At 71.6% G+C, this 17,124-nt stretch carries 16 protein-coding genes; 8 read left to right on the top strand and 8 right to left on the bottom strand.

Features of this window, described 5'->3' with window-relative positions; all coding sequences use genetic code 11:
• Nucleotides 1-6: 6 nt before the first annotated feature.
• The 5 genes from pucL to ACFULQ_RS18115 form a co-directional block, all read right to left on the bottom strand.
• Nucleotides 7-900 carry a factor-independent urate hydroxylase gene (gene pucL / locus ACFULQ_RS18135; protein ID WP_383544738.1) on the bottom strand — a complete coding sequence of 298 codons (894 nt, stop codon included), beginning with the start codon at nucleotides 898-900 and terminating at the stop codon, nucleotides 7-9.
• A gap of 2 nt (nucleotides 901-902) precedes the next feature.
• Nucleotides 903-1,298 carry a hydroxyisourate hydrolase gene (uraH, locus tag ACFULQ_RS18130; protein WP_383544735.1) on the bottom strand — a complete coding sequence of 132 codons (396 nt, stop codon included), beginning with the start codon at nucleotides 1,296-1,298 and terminating at the stop codon, nucleotides 903-905.
• A gap of 15 nt (nucleotides 1,299-1,313) precedes the next feature.
• On the bottom strand, nucleotides 1,314-1,823 hold the full coding sequence (gene uraD / locus ACFULQ_RS18125) for a 2-oxo-4-hydroxy-4-carboxy-5-ureidoimidazoline decarboxylase (protein WP_383544732.1): 510 nt from the start codon (nucleotides 1,821-1,823) through the stop codon (nucleotides 1,314-1,316).
• A gap of 84 nt (nucleotides 1,824-1,907) precedes the next feature.
• The gene (locus ACFULQ_RS18120; RefSeq protein WP_383544914.1) at nucleotides 1,908-2,216 is read right to left on the bottom strand and encodes a helix-turn-helix domain-containing protein; all 309 of its coding nucleotides are present in this window, start codon (nucleotides 2,214-2,216) and stop codon (nucleotides 1,908-1,910) included.
• A gap of 47 nt (nucleotides 2,217-2,263) precedes the next feature.
• Complete coding sequence (locus ACFULQ_RS18115; protein ID WP_383544729.1) at nucleotides 2,264-2,515, bottom strand: hypothetical protein; 252 nt, start codon at nucleotides 2,513-2,515, stop codon at nucleotides 2,264-2,266.
• A 137-nt stretch (nucleotides 2,516-2,652) separates the two neighbouring features.
• On the opposite strand from ACFULQ_RS18115, the gene ACFULQ_RS18110 reads away from it, so the two are divergent.
• The 3 genes from ACFULQ_RS18110 to ACFULQ_RS18100 all read left to right on the top strand — a co-directional run bounded on the left by ACFULQ_RS18110 (nucleotide 2,653) and on the right by ACFULQ_RS18100 (nucleotide 5,002).
• On the top strand, nucleotides 2,653-3,474 hold the full coding sequence (locus ACFULQ_RS18110) for a TIM barrel protein (protein ID WP_383544726.1): 822 nt from the start codon (nucleotides 2,653-2,655) through the stop codon (nucleotides 3,472-3,474).
• Nucleotides 3,475-3,505: 31 nt separating this feature from the next.
• Complete coding sequence (locus ACFULQ_RS18105; protein WP_383544723.1) at nucleotides 3,506-4,396, top strand: 2-hydroxy-3-oxopropionate reductase; 891 nt, start codon at nucleotides 3,506-3,508, stop codon at nucleotides 4,394-4,396.
• Nucleotides 4,397-4,774: 378 nt separating this feature from the next.
• Nucleotides 4,775-5,002 carry a hypothetical protein gene (locus ACFULQ_RS18100; RefSeq protein ID WP_383544720.1) on the top strand — a complete coding sequence of 76 codons (228 nt, stop codon included), beginning with the start codon at nucleotides 4,775-4,777 and terminating at the stop codon, nucleotides 5,000-5,002.
• A gap of 228 nt (nucleotides 5,003-5,230) precedes the next feature.
• On the opposite strand, the gene gcl is transcribed toward ACFULQ_RS18100, so the two are convergent.
• Nucleotides 5,231-7,015, bottom strand: a complete 1,785-nt coding sequence (gcl, locus tag ACFULQ_RS18095; protein WP_383544717.1) for a glyoxylate carboligase — start codon at nucleotides 7,013-7,015, stop codon at nucleotides 5,231-5,233.
• Nucleotides 7,016-7,795: 780 nt separating this feature from the next.
• Here gcl and ACFULQ_RS18090 point away from each other — a divergent pair.
• Nucleotides 7,796-8,398 carry a hypothetical protein gene (locus tag ACFULQ_RS18090; RefSeq protein ID WP_383544912.1) on the top strand — a complete coding sequence of 201 codons (603 nt, stop codon included), beginning with the start codon at nucleotides 7,796-7,798 and terminating at the stop codon, nucleotides 8,396-8,398.
• Nucleotides 8,399-8,536: 138 nt separating this feature from the next.
• Nucleotides 8,537-8,770, top strand: coding sequence for a hypothetical protein (locus tag ACFULQ_RS18085; RefSeq protein ID WP_383544714.1), 234 nt, complete (start codon nucleotides 8,537-8,539; stop codon nucleotides 8,768-8,770).
• Nucleotides 8,771-8,911: 141 nt separating this feature from the next.
• Here ACFULQ_RS18085 and ACFULQ_RS18080 read toward each other — a convergent pair whose 3' ends face one another.
• Nucleotides 8,912-10,498, bottom strand: coding sequence for an AMP-binding protein (locus ACFULQ_RS18080; protein ID WP_383544711.1), 1,587 nt, complete (start codon nucleotides 10,496-10,498; stop codon nucleotides 8,912-8,914).
• Nucleotides 10,495-12,162 (bottom strand): AMP-binding protein, encoded by a 1,668-nt coding sequence (locus tag ACFULQ_RS18075; protein ID WP_383544709.1) that lies wholly within the window; start codon nucleotides 12,160-12,162, stop codon nucleotides 10,495-10,497. The genes ACFULQ_RS18080 and ACFULQ_RS18075 overlap by 4 nt, the downstream gene beginning before the upstream one ends.
• A gap of 117 nt (nucleotides 12,163-12,279) precedes the next feature.
• On the opposite strand from ACFULQ_RS18075, the gene ACFULQ_RS18070 reads away from it, so the two are divergent.
• From ACFULQ_RS18070 to ACFULQ_RS18060, 3 genes are all read left to right on the top strand, one after another.
• The gene (locus ACFULQ_RS18070) at nucleotides 12,280-13,110 is read left to right on the top strand and encodes a LuxR C-terminal-related transcriptional regulator (protein ID WP_383544707.1); all 831 of its coding nucleotides are present in this window, start codon (nucleotides 12,280-12,282) and stop codon (nucleotides 13,108-13,110) included.
• Nucleotides 13,111-13,252: 142 nt separating this feature from the next.
• Nucleotides 13,253-16,069 carry an AAA family ATPase gene (locus ACFULQ_RS18065; protein WP_383544705.1) on the top strand — a complete coding sequence of 939 codons (2,817 nt, stop codon included), beginning with the start codon at nucleotides 13,253-13,255 and terminating at the stop codon, nucleotides 16,067-16,069.
• Nucleotides 16,070-16,285: 216 nt separating this feature from the next.
• On the top strand, nucleotides 16,286-17,077 hold the full coding sequence (locus ACFULQ_RS18060) for a S1 family peptidase (protein ID WP_383544702.1): 792 nt from the start codon (nucleotides 16,286-16,288) through the stop codon (nucleotides 17,075-17,077).
• Nucleotides 17,078-17,124: the final 47 nt, after the last annotated feature.

The following is a 17,124-nucleotide window of genomic DNA, read 5'->3' as shown; positions in this document are numbered from 1 at the left end:
GGTCCTTCAGAGGTTGGTGAGGTCAGCCGGGATCTTCGCCTCGCGCCCGTCCCTGAGGACAGTCGCCTCGATCAGGCCGTAGGGCCGGTCGGCGGCGAAGTACACCTCGTTGTCGTTCTTGAGGCCGAAGGGCGCCAAGTCCACAAGGAAATGGTGCTTGTTGGGCAGCGAGAAGCGGACCTCGTCGATCTCGTCGCGGTTCTCGATGATCCGCGAGCCCATCTGGTAGAGGGTCTGCTGGAGCGAGAGCGAGTAGGTCTCGGCGAAGGCCCGGAGCATGTGCTGCTTGGTCTGCTCGTAGGACGTGTCCCAGTCGGGCATGTCCTCGGTGTCGTCGGTCCAGTTGAAGCGCCAGCGGCCGGAGACCTCGGTGGCCAGGATGCGGTCGTACGCCTCGGGCAGGGTCGTGTACTTGTCCTTGACGTAGCCCCAGAACTCGGAGTCGGTCGAGTTCAGCACGGTCAGGTCCTTGAGGCCGGAGACGACCTCCCACGACGAGCCGTCGTAGGTGATCTGCGCGAGCCGGGTCTCCTGGCCCTTGCGCACGAAGGAGTGCCTGGCCTCCCCCGGCACCTCGATCCGCTCCCAGGTGTACTCCTCGATGCGGATGCGGGCCCGGTGGATGGGCTCCTGGGAGGTGACGAAGTGCCGGGCGAGGTGGATGCCGAACTGCTCGGCGGACTCGATGCCGTGTTCCTTGGCGAAGGCGTACACCGTGTTCTTGGTGGTGTCGGTCGGCAGGACGTTGGCGTTGGAGCCGGAGTAGTGGACGTCGTCCATGTCGCCGCTCAGCGACACCGAGACGTTGAGGTCCTTGATGTGGTGGGTGGCGCCGTCCCGCGTGATCCTGACGACTCGGTTCTCGGCCTTGCCGTACTGGTTCGGTCCAAGAATGGGCATAGCTAGCTCCCTCGGTATACGGAGTAGCCGAACGGGTTGAGCAGCAGCGGTACGTGGTAGTGCTCGCCGGGCACGACGGCGAACGTGATCGCCACCTCCGGGAAGAACACTCCGGTGCCGCTGTCCCGATTCGCGGGGGCGTCCTGCTGCGCATCGGCTTGCTTCTTCAAGAAGTACGGTTCGACCTCGAAGTCGAGCCGCACGTGACGGGTCCCCTCCGGCAGCGCCGGCAGGTCCTTGCACCGCCCGTCCGCGTCGGTCGCGGAGCCGCCGAGTGCCTGCCAGTCCGCGTCGCGCCCCGATCGGGCGGAGAGCCGGACGGCGACACCCTCGGCGGGGCGGCCGACGCTGGTGTCCAGGATGTGCGTGGACACGGAGGCGGTGGTGCTGGTGCTCATGGTCAGGCGTCCTCTTCAGTCTTCCGCGACAACGCGGGCGAGCCGGATGCGGTTGATCTTGCCCAGCTCGGTGCGGACGATCTCGCGTTCCCGCTCCGGCGCGTTGCCGATCCGCTCCCTGACCGCGTCCCGCATCTGCTCGGCGCTGCGGCCGGTCGCGCAGATCAGGAAGACATGGCCGAACCGCTCCTGGTAGGCCAGGTTCAGTTCGAGCATCTCGGCCTTGAGCTCGTCGTCGGCCGAGGCCATGCCGGACTGCTCCCGGGCGGAGGTCGGGTCGCCGGGCTTGGGGCGGCCGATCGGCGGGTGCCCGGCCATCGCCTCGCCGAGGTCGTCGGCGGTCAGCTCGGCCATGGCGGCGTCGCTGGTGGCGTACAGGTCGTCCGCGGTCGCGTAGGGGCGGGCGGCGAGCAGACGCCGAGCCCACGCCGTGGAGGCGCACGCCTCCAGGAGGACGGCGTGGGCCGTGCGCTCCTCCAGGGCGTTGAACCGGGCCAGGCCGGGGGGCGTGGAAGTCGAAGTCACGGGAGTCAGCTAACGCCCCGACGCGACATCACGTCAACACTTTGTTGAAAATTCGGGGTGACGAAACCCGCACGGCCGTGTTGCCTACGACTTGTCCCGGTTCAGGTAGTTGTAGACGGTGAAGCGGCTGACCCCGAGCGCGCTCGCCACGGTCTCCACGCCGTGCCGCACGGAGAAGGCGCCGCGCGCCTCCAGTGTCCGTACGACCTCCTGCTTGGCCTTGCGGTCGAGGTCGGCGAGCGGCATGCCCCGCTTGCGCTCCATGGCGGCCAGGATGTGATCGAGGGAGTCCGCGAGCTGCGGCAGCCGTACGGCGACGACGTCGGCGCCCTCCCAGGAGAGCACGACGTCGTCGGGGCCGGCCTCGTCCGGCGGGAGCAGCTCGCCGCCCATGGCGTCGACCAGCGGCTTGACCGCAGTGATGAACGGCTCGTCGGCGCTCACGCCTCCCCTTCCCCGACCACGTTGACCTGGAGCGAGATCCGGGTGGCGCCGGCGGCCAGGGTCCTGCGCAGCAGGGCGTCCACGGCACCGAGCACCTCGTCGGCGCCGCCCTCGGCGGTGTTGCCGAACGGGCCGACGTCCACCGCGTCCAGCTCGGCCGCCTCGATGACCTCGCGGGCCACCAGCGCGTGCGCCGGCGCCTCGTCGAGGTCGAAGGGCTCGGTCGTGAACTCCACTCTCAATCGCACGCGCACAACCTAACCCGCGGTGCGGTTTTCCGCCGGGCCCTCTTGACAACCCCTTCGACGCGACGGCAATCTTCCAATAAGCAGAAACTAACTTCCGCATTACGGAAATACTCGACACGGAAGGGAGCGCCGGGTCCATGGGATTCGCAGAGCAGCGCTTCAACGTCAACCTGTCGATCCTCTTCACGGAACTCCCGCTCCTGGAGCGCCCCGCGGCAGCCGCCGCGGCCGGCTTCACCGCGGTCGAGCTGTGGTGGCCCTGGATCGACACCCCCACCCCCGAGCGGTCCGAGCTCGATGCCCTGAAGCAGGCGATCGAGGACGCGGGCGTCCAGCTGACGGGCCTGAACTTCTACGCCGGCGAGCTGCCGGGCCCCGACCGCGGCGCCCTGTCGATCCCGGGCGAGGAGTCGGAACGGTTCCGGGCCAACATCGACGTGGCCGCCGACTTCGCCGGATCGCTGGGCGCGACGGCGCTCAACGCCCTGTACGGCAACCGCGTCGACGGCGTGGACCCGGCCGAGCAGGACGCGCTGGCCCTGGAGAACCTGGTCCTCGCGGCCCGCGCGGCCGACCGGATCGGCGCGATCCTCCTGATCGAGGCCCTCAACAAGCCCGAGTCGCCGCGGTACCCGCTGGTGAGCGCGCCGGCCGCGGTCGGGATCGTCGACAAGGTCAACGCGGCCAGTGGCCTCGGCAACGCCCGCTTCCTCATGGACCTCTACCACCTGTCCATGAACGGCGAGGATCTCCCGGCGGTGATCGAGGAGTTCACCCCGAAGACCGGGCATGTCCAGATCGCCGACAACCCGGGCCGGGGCGCTCCGGGCACCGGGACGCTGCCGCTGGAGGAGCTGCTGGGCCTGCTGACCAAGGCCGGTTACGACGGCTGGGTCGGCCTGGAGTACAAGCCCGGCGACCGCCCGAGTGCCGAGGCCTTCGACTGGCTCGCCCGCTGACCCCACTTACACACCGAGAGGCACCCCCGACATGAGCAGTCTCCCCAAGATCGCCTGGATCGGCCTCGGCATCATGGGCTCCCCCATGTCCGAGAACCTGGTCAAGGCGGGTTACGACGTCACCGGCTACACCCTGGAGCAGGACAAGCTGGACCGGCTGGCCGCCGCCGGTGGCACCGCGGCCGCCTCGATCGCCGAGGCCGTGCGCGACGCCGACGTGATCATCACGATGGTGCCCGCGTCCCCGCAGGTCGAGGCCATCGCGTACGGCCCCGAGGGCATCCTGGCCCACGCCCGCTCCGGCGCCCTGCTGATCGACATGTCCTCGATCACCCCGCAGACCTCGGTGGACCTCGCGAAGGCCGCCGCCGACAAGGGCATCCGGGTCCTGGACGCGCCGGTGTCCGGCGGTGAGGCCGGAGCGATCGAGGCCGTGCTGTCCATCATGGTCGGCGGTGAGCAGGCCGACTTCGACGAGGCCGAGCCGGTCTTCGAGGCGCTGGGCAAGACCATCGTGCTGTGCGGTCCGCACGGCTCGGGGCAGACCGTGAAGGCCGCGAACCAGCTGATCGTCGCCGTGAACATCCAGGCGTGCGCCGAGGCCGTGGTCTTCCTGGAGAAGTCGGGCGTGAACCTCAAGGCCGCGCTGGACGTCCTGAACGGCGGCCTGGCCGGCTCGACCGTGCTGACGCGCAAGAAGGACAACTTCCTCCAGCGCGACTTCAAGCCGGGCTTCCGGATCGACCTGCACCACAAGGACATGGGCATCGTCACCGACGCCGCCCGCAACGTCGGCGCGGCCCTGCCGGTCGGCGCCGTGGTCGCCCAGCTGGTCGCGAGCCTGCGTGCGCAGGGCGACGGGGGCCTGGACCACTCGGCGCTGCTGCGGGCCGTGGAGCGGCTGTCCGGGGCCCAGGTCTGACACCCCGAAGACCCCGGGCGGCGCCCCCGCCGACATCTGTCCTGTCGCGCCCAGGCGGTGGCGCCGCCCGGTACCAACTCCTGTGAGACTCCCTGCCCCGACGCACCGGCGACCCGGATGAGGGGTGGTCGCCCGGTGGCGGGCGGGGCAGGGAACGGACCGCGGCGGTGTGCGAGCCAGTGCGGTGGTGAAGGCGCCGGGCCCCCCTTCTTCGACCTGAGGGAAGGGGTGCGCACCGGCTCCGTCGCCACCGCCGCGGTCCCGGCAGGGCAGGATGGAGCGCAGGACACGGATTTTTCCGGGTCCTGCGCTTCTCCGCGTTCCGGGGTGCCGCGTCCTCCGGGTGCGGACACGAGCCGATCGCAGGAGGCTGAGGGCATGGCAGAACATCCGCATGTCGTGGTGCACGCCCCGGCACTGGACGGGTCGCGGCGGGTCACCGTGGACGATGACAACCTCGGCGTGGCCTCCCATCTGGACGACGTCGTCGAACTGCTCCGGCTCGCCGACCTCGACCGGATCGAGGTCGAGGACGAGGAGATCGTGGAGTGGCAGGGCGGCGGTCCGGAGGACTGGCCGGGGCTGTCCGAGCACCATGAGGAGTGAGGCGGCGTACGGCACCGGTCGTAGCCCGGCTACGGAATCCTCAAATCAACCTCTGAACCTCGGTCCAGGGGCTTCAACACGACCCTGCCGCGGGCACATTCTCTTCACGTGAGGCCCGCCGGCACGGGGGCGGCGGGCCACACGACGGGGGACGGCCTCGGGGGAGCCGGGCACGGGAAAGGGCGGTCCGACCATCACGGTGGGACCGCCCTTCAGCTGTGCCCGGTGTCAGACCTTGAGCGTCCTGATCGACGTCGGCGCGTGCGCCGGCTCCGTCGCGATCTCCTCGAACTCCACCACGTTCCCTATGTCGTTGGTCGTGGACATCGAGATGTTGGTGACCCGCTCCAGGATCGCCTCGACGACCACCGGCACCTGGAACTGCGCGGCGAGCTTCTTCGCCTGTTCCAGCGCGGCCCCCAGCTCCGCCGGGTCCGTCACCCGGATCGCCTTGCAGCCGAGGCCCTCGGCGACCTTGACGTGGTCGACGCCGTAGACGCCGAGCTCAGGGGAGTTGACGTTCTCGAACTCCAGGTTGACCTGGAAGTCGATGTCGAAGGCGCGCTGGGCCTGGCGGATCAGGCCCAGGTAGGAGTTGTTGACCAGGACGTGGATGTACGGGATCCGGTGCTGCGCCCCGACGGCCAGCTCCTCGATCATGAACTGGAAGTCGTAGTCGCCGGAGAGCGCCACGACCTGTGCCTCCGGGTCGGCCTTGGCGACGCCCAGCGCGGCCGGGATCGTCCAGCCGAGGGGGCCCGCCTGGCCGCAGTTGATCCAGTGCCGCGGCCGGAAGACGTGCAGCATCTGGGCGCCGGCGATCTGGGAGAGGCCGATGGTGGAGACGTACCGGGTCTCCGGGCCGAAGGCCTTGTTCATCTCCTCGTAGACGCGCTGGGGCTTGATGGGGATGTCGTCGAAGTGGGTACGGCGCTGGAGGGTGGCCTTCTTCTCCTGCGCGGCGGCGGCCCAGGCGCCGCGGTCAGGGAGCCGGCCCGCGGCCTTCAACTCCCGTGCCACCTCGACGAAGAGGGCCAGGGCCGCCTTCGCGTCGGAGGCGATGCCGTAGTCCGGGGCGAAGATCCGGCCGATCTGGGTGGGCTCGACGTCGACGTGGACGAACGTCCGGCCCGCCGTGTAGACGTCCAGTTTGCCGGTATGGCGGTTGGCCCAGCGGTTGCCGATGCCGAGGACGAAGTCGGACTCCAGGAAGGTGGCGTTGCCGTAGCGGTGGGAGGTCTGAAGGCCGACCATGCCGGCGTTCAGCTCGTGGTCGTCGGGCAGGACGCCCCAGCCCATCAGGGTCGGGACGACCGGGGTGCCGGTCAACTCGGCGAACTCGACCAGGAGTTCGGCCGCGTCGGCGTTGATGACACCGCCGCCGGCGACGATCAGCGGGCGTTCGGAGGCGTTCAGCATCCCGATCGCCTTCTCGATCTGCGCGCGGCTCGCGGCCGGCTTGTAGACCGGGAGGGGCTCGTACGTCTCCGGGTCGAACTCGATCTCGGTCAGCTGGACGTCGATCGGCAGGTCGATCAGGACCGGGCCCGGGCGGCCGGAGCGCATGAGGTGGAAGGCCTGCTGGAAGACGCCGGGGACCTGGGCGGCCTCCAGGACGGTGACGGCCATCTTCGTCACCGGGCCCGCGATGGACGCGATGTCGACGGCCTGGAAGTCCTCCTTGTGGATCACGGCGGTCGGGGCCTGGCCCGTGATGCACAGGATCGGAACGGAGTCGCCGGTGGCGGAGTACAGCCCGGTGATCATGTCGGTGCCGGCGGGGCCGGACGTGCCGATGCAGACACCGATGTTGCCCGGGTGGGTCCTCGTGTACCCCTCCGCCATGTGCGAGGCGCCCTCGACATGGCGGGCGAGGGTGTGGTGGATGCCCCCGGAGGCCTTGAGCGCGGCGTAGAAGGGGTTGATCGCCGCGCCGGGCACGCCGAACGCGTCCGTGACACCTTCGCGTTTGAGGATCTCAACTGCCGCGCGGGCAGCGGTCATTCGAGCCATCGAGTACTCCTGCTTCGACTGCTTCAACTGTGTCGGCTGTCGGATGCGTACTCCCGTCGCGCCCCGCGGTGAGCACTTCCGCAATACGGAAACTGTTTTCTACTATCTGGAAGCAATGTAGGTCGGTGGGGGAAGACCGTCAAGGGGCGGACAACGGGACACGTCCTGGAGGACGATGTGGCCATGTCCGAAAGCGTGCCGGTGCGCTGTCCGGTCTGCCGGCGCGAGCACCTCTACGCGGCGCCGACGTACCCGTGCGCGTGCGGCGCCCCGGTGTCACCGCCGCTGGAGCCGGGTGCCGGGGCGCGGGCGGTCAGGCATCAGGTGTGGGAGGAGGCCTGGGTCACCGTCGCGTGCGCGCTCTGCGGCCGCCGGACGGAGTGGCCCCATCCGGAACTGGGCTGCGCCTGCGGGACGGTCCTGCGCATTCCGGTGACGGAGAGCCCGGAAGACCGCCCGTCACGATCCACGCCGGGGCGGACCAGCACCGACGGTTCGGCCACGTCCGCGGGCAGGGCGGGCAGCCCCATTGTCGAGACAGGCGGCTCGGCCGGCGAAGCGGGCGGCTCCGCAGGCAGGACAGGCAGCTCCGCGGTGGAGGCGGGCGGCTCCGCGGTGCAGACGGGCGGCTCCGCCGGCGGGACGACGACCTCCGCAGGCGAGGTGGACGGCCCCATGGACGAAACGGGCGGCTCGGCCGGCGAAGCGGGCGGCTCCGCGGCGGCGGCGGGCGGCTCCGCCGGCGGGACGACGACCTCCGCAGGCGAGGTGGGCGGCCCCATGGACGAGACGGGCGGCTCGGCCGGCGAAGCGGGCAGCCCCGCAGGCAGGACAGGCAGCTCCGCGGTGGAGACGGGCGGCTCCGCCGACATCACCGCCTCCGCCGACGCGCCCGCGCCCCCCGGCACCAGCGCCACCGCCGAACCGCCCGCCTCCGCCGACAACACCGCCGGCACCGCCTCCGCCGCCCCACCCACGCCCGCCGAGCCTCCCTCCCCCACTCCCCCACGCCGCGCCTTCCAGCCCATCACGATCCGCACCGCGCGCGACGCGGTGACCGTGGCCGCGCTGTATCTGCGGTGGCTCGGTTACCAGGACATCCGGCGGGCCGACCAGCGGCCGCCGTCCGGGATCGGGCTCGCCGCGCGGGGTCTGCTGGCCCAGGTGGACCCGACCGTGCGGCCCGCCTCACTGCGGGACGTGGAGTGTCTGTGGCTGACGGCCATGACGGAGTCCGCGCACTGCGTCTACTTCTCCCTGGCCGGCTACACCACCGAGGCCCGCACCCGCGCCGACGCCCTGGGCGTCCCCCTGTTCGTGCTGGACCTGACGGGCACCCCACAGCCGGTGAACAGCCTCGCCGACGAACTGGGCGACACCTGACCCGGGAATCCCGGCCGCGCGGAAGGCGACCGGTGCCCGAGCCTCGCCCCCCTGCGCATCCGTCCCGCCACCGCCGCCGACCTCCCGGGGCTCCAGCACCTCGAGCGCGCGACGGGAGCCGGTTTCCGCGCCCTGCGCATGACGGCGATCGCCGACAAGCCGTCCGCCCCGGAAGCGCCGGAACGCCACCGCCCGTCCGGCCGCCCCTGGGTCGCCGCCGACGAGCGGGACAGGCCGGTCGCCCGCCTGATTGCCGAGCCCGTCGACGGCGACCTGCACACCGAACAGGCCTCGATGCACCCCCGCCTCCCGCACCGCCGGCTGAGCCGGGCCCTCCTCACCAGGAAGAAGGCCCTACCGGCCCCACCCTGACCACCTCCGCCGAGGTCCCCTGAGAGCCCCGTACTACAAGCACCTCGGCTTCCGGGGTTCCTCGGCGGCACTTGTCGCCCCCGCGTCCGCATGCGCCGCGACCAGCCCCCTCCCCCACCGGCCGACGAACCCGCCACCCCCCTACCCCTCCGCATACGCCTCCCGCAGCTCCACCTTCCGCACCTTCCCCGACACCGTCATAGGAAAGGCGTCCAGGATCCGCAGTCGGCTCGGGATCTTGTAGTGGGCCAGCCGCCCGTCGCAGAAGGCGCGCAGTTCCTCCAGGCTCGGTGGCGTGGCCGGGTCGCGGGGGATCACGCAGGCCAGCACCTCCTCGCCGTAGCGCTCATGGGGGACCCCGACGACCTGGACGTCCGCGATCTTCGGGTGGCCGTAGAGGAACTCCTCGATCTCGCGCGGGTAGATGTTCTCGCCACCCCGGATGATCATGTCCTTGATGCGTCCGACGATCTCGACGTAGCCGTCCTCGCGCATCATCGCCAGGTCACCGGTGTGCATCCAGCGCCCGGCGTCGACGGCCTCCGCGGTCTTCTCGGGCTCGTCCCAGTAGCCGAGCATCACGCTGTAGCCGCGGGTGCACAACTCCCCCGCGGTGCCCCGGGGTTGGGTCACCCCGGTCGCCGGGTCGACGACCTTGACCTCGATGTGCGGCAGGACGCGGCCGACCGTGCCGGTGCGGTGCTCCAGGTCGTCGTCCCTGCGGGTCTGGAGCGAGACCGGGGAGGTCTCCGTCATGCCGTAGCAGATGGACACCTCGGCCATGTGCATCTCGGCGACCACCCGCTTCATCACCTCCACCGGGCACGGCGAGCCCGCCATGATCCCGGTGCGCAGGGAGGACAGGTCGTAGCTCGCGAAGTCGGGGAGGTTCAGCTCGGCGATGAACATGGTCGGGACGCCGTAGAGCGAGGTGCAGCGCTCCTGCTGGACCGCGCGCAGGGTCGCCGCCGGGTCGAAGGACGGGGCCGGGATGACCATGCACGCGCCGTGCGAGGTCGCCGCCAGGTTGCCCATCACCATGCCGAAGCAGTGGTAGAACGGCACCGGGACGCAGATCCGGTCCTGCTCGGTGTAGGCGATCAACTCCCCCACGAAGTAACCGTTGTTGAGGATGTTGTGGTGGGAGAGCGTGGCCCCCTTGGGGAAGCCCGTCGTGCCCGAGGTGTACTGGATGTTGATCGGGTCGTCGCAGGACAGCTCCGGGTACTGAGGGTCCGGCACCGCCCGTCCCAGCAACTCCCCCCAGCTCGGGTCGCCGATGTACACCACCTCCCTCAACTGGCGGCACCGGCCCCGCACTTCGTCGACCATCGCCCGGTAGTCACTGCTCTTGTGGCTCAGCGAGGCGAACAGCAGCGAGATGCCCGCCTGGTCGAGGACGTACTCCACCTCGTGGGTGCGGTACGCCGGGTTGATGTTGACCATGATCGCGCCGATGCGGGCGGTGGCGTACTGGACGAGCGTCCACTCGGGACAGTTGATGGCCCAGATGCCCACCCGGTCGCCCTTCACGACCCCGGCGCCGAGCAGCGCTCGCGCCAACTCGTCGACGTCGGCGCCGAATTGGGCGTAGGTCCAGCGCCGTCCGGACGGCACGTCGACCAGCGCCTCGCGATCCGGCCAGGTGGCCACGGCCCGGTCGAGGTTGGCGCCGATGGTGTCGCCGAGCAGCGCCGTCGTGCTCACGCCGTGCGTGTAGGAGTTCACCGGAAGTCCTCCTCGCGGTACTCAGCGTCCGAGCCTGCCGCCGTGGCCTCCCGCAGCTCGATCCGGCGGATCTTGCCGGACACCGTCTTGGGCAGCTCCCCGAACTCCAGCCGCCGGATGCGCTTGTAGGGCGCCAGCGTCTGCCGGGAGTGCTCGAAGAGCACCTTGGCCGTGTCGGGGCCTGGCTCCCAGCCCTCCGCCAGCACCACGTACGCCTTCGGGACCGCGAGCCGCAGCTCGTCCGGCGCGGGCACGACGGCCGCCTCGGCCACCGCCTCGTGCTCCAGCAGGGCGCTCTCCAGCTCGAAGGGGCTGATCTTGTAGTCGGAGGCCTTGAAGACGTCGTCGCTGCGGCCGATGTAGGTCAGGTAGCCGTCCTCGTCCCGGGACGCGACGTCGCCGGTCCGGTAGTAACCGCCGGCCATCGCCTCCGCCGTACGGTCGGGGTCGCCGTGGTAGCCGGTCATCAGGCCGACCGGACGGGCCGACAGGTCCAGCGCGATCTCGCCCTCGGCCGCGCCGGGCGCGCCGGAGACCGGGTCGAGCAGCTCCACCTGGTAGCCGGGGCTGGGGCGGCCCATGGAGCCGGTCTTCAGCACCTGCCCGGGACTGTTGGAGACCTGCACGGCGGTCTCGGTCTGCCCGAAGCCGTCCCGGATGGTGATCCCCCAGGCCCGCCGGACCTGCTCGATGACCTCGGGGTTCAGGGGCTCGCCTGCCGCGACCACCTCGCGCGGCGGGGTGCGCAGCTGGGTCAGGTCGGCCTGGATGAGCATGCGCCACACGGTCGGCGGGGCGCAGAAGGTGGTGACGCCCGCCCGGTCCATCTCGGCCATCAGACGGGCCGCGTCGAAGCGCGTGTAGTTGTGGATGAAGACGGTCGCCTCCGCGTTCCACGGCGCGAACAGATTGGACCAGGCGTGCTTGGCCCAGCCGGGCGAGGAGATGTTGAGGTGCACGTCACCGGGCCTGAGCCCGATCCAGTACATGGTCGCCAGGTGCCCGATCGGGTACGAGGTGTGGGTGTGCTCGACGAGCTTGGGCCGGGCGGTGGTCCCGGAGGTGAAGTAGAGCATCAGCGGGTCGTCGGCGAGGGTCGGGCCGTCGGGCAGGAACTCCGCGGAGGCGGCGTAGGCGTCCTCGTACGGCTGCCAGCCCTCCGGTACGCCGCCCACCGCGATGCGGGTGTAGTCGCCGGGCACGTCGTCGAACTTGCCGGTGTCCTCGGCCCGTACCAGCACATGCCGCACCCGGCCGCGCTCGACACGGTCGCGCAGGTCGGCGGGGCCGAGCAGCGGGGTCGCGGGGATGACGACGGCCCGCAGCTTCATGGCGGCCAGCGCGGTCTCCCACAGCTCGGTCTGGTTGCCCAGCATGACCAGGATCCGGTCCTCGGCCTCCACCCCGCGCTCGCGCAGCAGGTTGGCGACCCGGTCGGAGCGCTCGGCCATCTCGGCGAAGGAGAGCCGGACCTCGCCGCCGTCCTCCTCGACGATGTGCAGGGCGGTGCGGTCGTTGTCCCGGGCGATGACGTCGAACCAGTCGAGCGCCCAGTTGAAGTGCCGCGGGCGGGGCCAGGCGAAGCCCTCGTACGCGGCGGCGTAGTCCTCGCGGTGCCGGAGCAGGAAGTCCCGCGCCCCGCGGAAGTCCTCTGTGGCCGTCATCTTGGTGTCCTCCTCGTACCGGACCATTGCCGGGCGGCTCTCTTCCATCGTGTAATCCGTGATGCGGGTCTCACTACCCCCGAACGGGGGTGTGTGCCGCGGTGGAGGGACGAACAGGTGACAGCGGACGCGGCCGGTGCGGTGGAGATCCGGCGTGCACTCGTACGGCTGCGGCGCACGACGGGCCTGCCGGTCGCCTTCGGCGGCCTGGTGGAACCCGGGCGGCCGCGGATCCGGATCAGCGAGCTGAGCGGTACCGCCACCACCTCGCTCCTCTCCCTCGCGGTGACCTCCGGCAACGGCCTCGGCGGCAAGACGGTCGCGCTGGCCCGCCCCTGCGCCGTCGCGGACTACTCCGTCTCCCGCCAGATCAGCCACGAGTACGACGCCGCCGTCGCCGCCGAGGGCCTGCGCGCGGTGCTGGCCGTGCCGGTGGTGGTACGGCGCCGGGTGCGCGGGGTGCTCTACGGCGCCCTGCGGGACGCCCGGCCGCTGGGTGACCGCACGCTGACGGCGGCGGTGGACGCGGCGCGGGACGTCGAGCAGGCGCTGGTCGCGGGCGACGGGGCGCGGGACGTGCTGGCGGCGGCGCGGGCCGAGCCGCCGCCGGGCGACAGCTCGGGCTGGGAGCAGGTCCGGGAGGCGCACGCGGCCCTGCGGGCGCTGGCCCCGCGGATCACCGACCCCGCGCTCCGGACCGAGCTGCTGGACGCGTGCGCCCTGCTGAGCCCGGCGCCCGCCCGGCCGGCGGCGGTCGCTCTGGCACCGCGTGAGCTGGACGTCCTGGCCTGCGTGGCGGTCGGTGCGACGAACGCCGCGGCGGCCGGGCGGCTGGGAGTGACCGCCGAGACGGTCAAGGCGTACCTGCGGTCGGCGATGCGGAAGCTGGGCGCCGGGACCCGGGGCGAGGCGGTCGCGGCCGCGCGCCGGGCGGGGCTGCTGCCGTAGCGATCGTAGACATTTCATTCAGCCGCGGGCGCTTTGAATTTCTTGATACGTAACCGGTTGTTATCTCCCTCACCGCATCTTCCCGCCGAATTTCGCAGCACCTTGCCTAATATTGGCCAGGACACGCACAGGGAGGGGAGCGGTGACCGTGCCACGCGACTTCCAGGAGCCTGCGAGATGCCGCCCCGACCTGGTGATCGGACGGGACGATCTGTTCGTCCAGGCCCGTGAGCAGCTGACCCGGGGCGGCAGCGTGCTGCTGCACGGCCCGGCCGGCATCGGGAAGTCGACCGTCCTGCGGGCGCTGGCCGCGGAGTGCGGCGACGCGGCCCGCACCGTGCTGCGCTGCTCGGCCACCGAGTCCGAGTCCCACCTGCCCTTCCTCGCCCTCGCCGACCTCTTCGGCCTGGTCCTGGACGACATCTCCGACAAGCTGCCCGCCGCCCAGCGCACCGCCCTGGAGTCGGCCCTGACCGGCCGCGGCGAGTCCACCCTCCAGCGCGACGGCCTCGCCCTGCGCCTGGCCGTGCTGTCCGCGCTGCGCGCCCTCGCCGCCGAGGGACCCGTCCTGATCGTCGCCGACGACATGCAGTGGCTGGATCCCGCCAGCCTGGAGCTGCTCGGTTTCGCCGCGCGCAGGCTCGGCGACATCCCTGTGCGGATGCTGTGCGCGGTCCGGACCGACGGTCCCGAGTACGACCGTCATCTACGCGCGTTGCCCCCGGACACCCTCGCCGTCCGCTTCAACCCGCTCACCCGCGCCCAGGTGGCCGCACTGCTGGACCACCGCGGCTACACCGGCCTTCAGCGCTCCACCGTCCGCGACATCCACCGCACCAGCGGCGGCAACCCGTTCTACGCCCTGGAGCTCGGCCGCGCGCTCACCGAGAGCCCGGTCCCGCCCCGCCCCGGCGACCCGCTGCCGGTGCCCACCTCGCTCCGGGCCCTGGTGCTGAGCCGCCTGGAGATGCTCTCCGCCCAGGCCCGCCGCACCCTGCTGGTGGCGAGCGCGGGCGCCCGTCCCACCCCGGCCCTGCTGCACGCGGCGGGGCGCGGGGACGCCGAGGCCGAGATGGCCCAGGCGGCGGCGCTGGGGCTGCTCGCGACGGAGGCCGAGGGTCCCGCCGTACGCTTCGCGCATCCGCTGATCTCCGCCGCGCTGTACGCGGAGGCGCCCGCGCAGGACCGGCGGGAGGCGCACCGGGCGCTGTCCACGGCGGCCTCCGACCCGATCGAGCGGGCCCGTCACCTGGCGCTCGCCACCAACGGCACCGACCCGGAGGTGGCCGCCCGGCTCGCCGAGGCCGCGGCCCTGGCCCGGGACCGGGGCGCCCCCTCGATGGCCGCCTCGCTCGGGCTGCTGTCGGCCCGGCACACCCCGGCGGACAGCGTGCCCGCCCCTGACGTACGGCGGCTCACCGCGGCCGAGGACGCGATCACCGCCGGCGAGCTGGACCTCGCCCGGGACATCGCCCGGGACGTGCTGACCCGGGCCACGGTGCCCGCGGACCGGGTGCGGGCCTGGATCATCGTGATCGACACCGCGGGCCATGCCATGACGGAGGTCGACGCGGTCTTCCCGCAGGCGCTGGCCGACGCGGGCGACGACCCCGGGCTGCTGGCCCTGATCCGCTACCAGCTGGCCTGGCGCGCCCTGCTGGTCGAGGGCGACTTCGACGAGGCCCGCGGGGAGGCCGCGCGCTCGGCGGCGCTGGCCGCGCAGGGCGGCGACCGGTACAACGAACTGATGGCGCTGTCCTTCCAGGCCCAGATCGAGACCCTGATGGGCCACCCGGACGCCCCCGCGACCATCAAGCGCGCCCTCAAGGAGCCCCAGGACCCGCGCGTCTCCTGCCATCACAACGGCGCCGGGTACTCCCGCTTCCGCTGGCTGATCATGAGCGACCAGCTGCCCGAGGCCCGGGCCACGGTCACCGCGCTGCTGCGGGAGGTCCGGCGGCGCGGCTCGGTCGAGAGCGAGGTGCACTTCCTGCGCGGGGTGGCCGAGACCGAACTGCGCTCCGGGCACTGCGGGCGGGCGCTCGACCTGGCCCGGGAGAGCCTGATGATGGCCCGCGACACCGGGATCGGCGAGGTGGCCTCGGCCGTGCTGGCCTCCCTCGCGGAGGCCTCGGGGGGCAATGTCGAGCGGGCACTGGAACTGGCCCGGGAGGCGGTCGACCACTCCGAGGAGAACGGCGACCAGATGTACGAGTCCCGGGGCCTGGCCGCCCTCGGGTACGCCCAGCTCGTCGCCGGGGACGCGGAGGGCGCGGTCCGCTCGCTGCGCCGGGTGCGCGAGCTGGAGCACGGGCTCGGCATCACCGACCCGGCGCGCGGCCGGTGGCAGGGCGACCTCGCCGAGGCCCTCGTACTGATCGGGGAGGTCGGGGAGGCGCAGGACGTCATCGACGTGACGCGGGTGAACGCGCTGCGGCTCGGCCGGGAGAGCGTGCTCGCCGTACTGGACCGGGCCGAGGCGCTGGTGCGGGCGGCACAGGGTGAACACGAGGCCGCGCTGGACCGGTTGACCTCGGTGCAGGATCGTCTCGCGAAACTGGGCTACGGCCTGGAGGAGGCCCGCGCCGCCTTCGCGCTGGCCCAGCTGCGGACCCGGCGGCCCGGTCCGACGTCGTACGACGAGTCGGCCCGGCTGTTCCGGCGGTGCCGGGCGCTGCCGTGGCTGCGGCAGGTGGAGGCGGCCGCGCTGACCCGGCCGGTGGAACCGGCGGCCCCCTTGGCCACCGCCCCGGACGGTCTGGACACCCTGGAGGGGCTCGCCTCGATGGAGCGTCAGGTGGCGGCCCTCGTCATGGAGGGCGCCACCAACCGCGAGATAGCCGCGCGCCTGTTCATCAGCGTGAAGACGGTCGAGGCAACCCTGACCCGCGTCTACCGCAAGCTCGGAATCCGTTCCCGGGTGGACATCGTCCGCCTGGCGGCGGGGCGCAGGCCGTAGCCGAGGGTCCGTCAGAACAGCGGCCCGCAGGGCCGACCGAGGGTTTTCCCTGCCCAACTCCCTTAGGGGCTTCCCTCATTGGGAAGGGGAACTTCCGCGTTCTAGCTTATGAACGTGCCGCTCGCCCGGGCATACGGGGGTCGGTCCCGCGACCCCCGTGTACTACCCCCACACACCCGCGCGACCCCCCACCGGCAACCCTGAGGAGACTCACTGATGTTCGGGCTCACTCGTGCGAAGAAGGCCGGCGCCGTCGGCCTGGCGACCGCCGCTGCCGCCGCCACCGCGTTGCTCGGCGCCCCCACCGCCGTCGCCGCCCCCCAGCCCATCGTCGGCGGTACGACCACCACGACGACCTCGTACCCGTTCATGATGCAGATCACGGACGCCTCGCAGAACCAGTTCTGCGGCGGCACCCTGGTCTCCGCGACCAAGGTGGTCACCGCGGCCCACTGTATGGTCGGCGAGACCACCAGCAGCGTCAGAGTCGTCGGCGGCCGCACCTACCTGAACGGCACCAACGGCACGGTCAGCCGGGTCAGCAAGATCTGGATCAACCCGAGCTACACCGACGCCACCAACGGCGACGACGTGGCCGTACTGACCCTGTCGACCTCGATGCCGTACACCACGGCGTCGTACGTCTCCTCCTCCCAGACGAGCGTGTACGCGGCCGGCACCACGGCCCGCATCCTCGGCTGGGGCACCACCTCGTCGAACGGCAGCTCCTCCAACCAGCTGCGGACCGCGACCGTCCCGATCGTGTCCGACTCCAGCTGCCGGAGCTCCTACGGTTCGGACTTCGTCCAGACCGACATGGTTTGCGCCGGATACACCTCCGGCGGCACAGACACCTGCCAGGGCGACAGCGGCGGTCCCCTGCTCATCGGGGGCGTCCTGGCAGGGATCACTTCCTGGGGAGAGGGGTGCGCGCAGGCCGGTTACCCGGGTGTCTACACCCGGCTGACGACCTTCTCCAGCCTCGTGACCGCACAGGTCAACTCGTAGGTCCCCAGAGGTTCTCCTGAGCACTGCTCAGGTGAGAAGCCGGGGGC

Origin of the sequence: Streptomyces sp. NPDC057253 (assembly GCF_042669125.1) — a bacterium.
GTDB lineage: Bacteria > Actinomycetota > Actinomycetes > Streptomycetales > Streptomycetaceae > Streptomyces.
The sequence above is the reverse complement of the archived record's forward strand: the minus strand, read 5'-3'. Positions and strand labels throughout refer to the sequence as shown.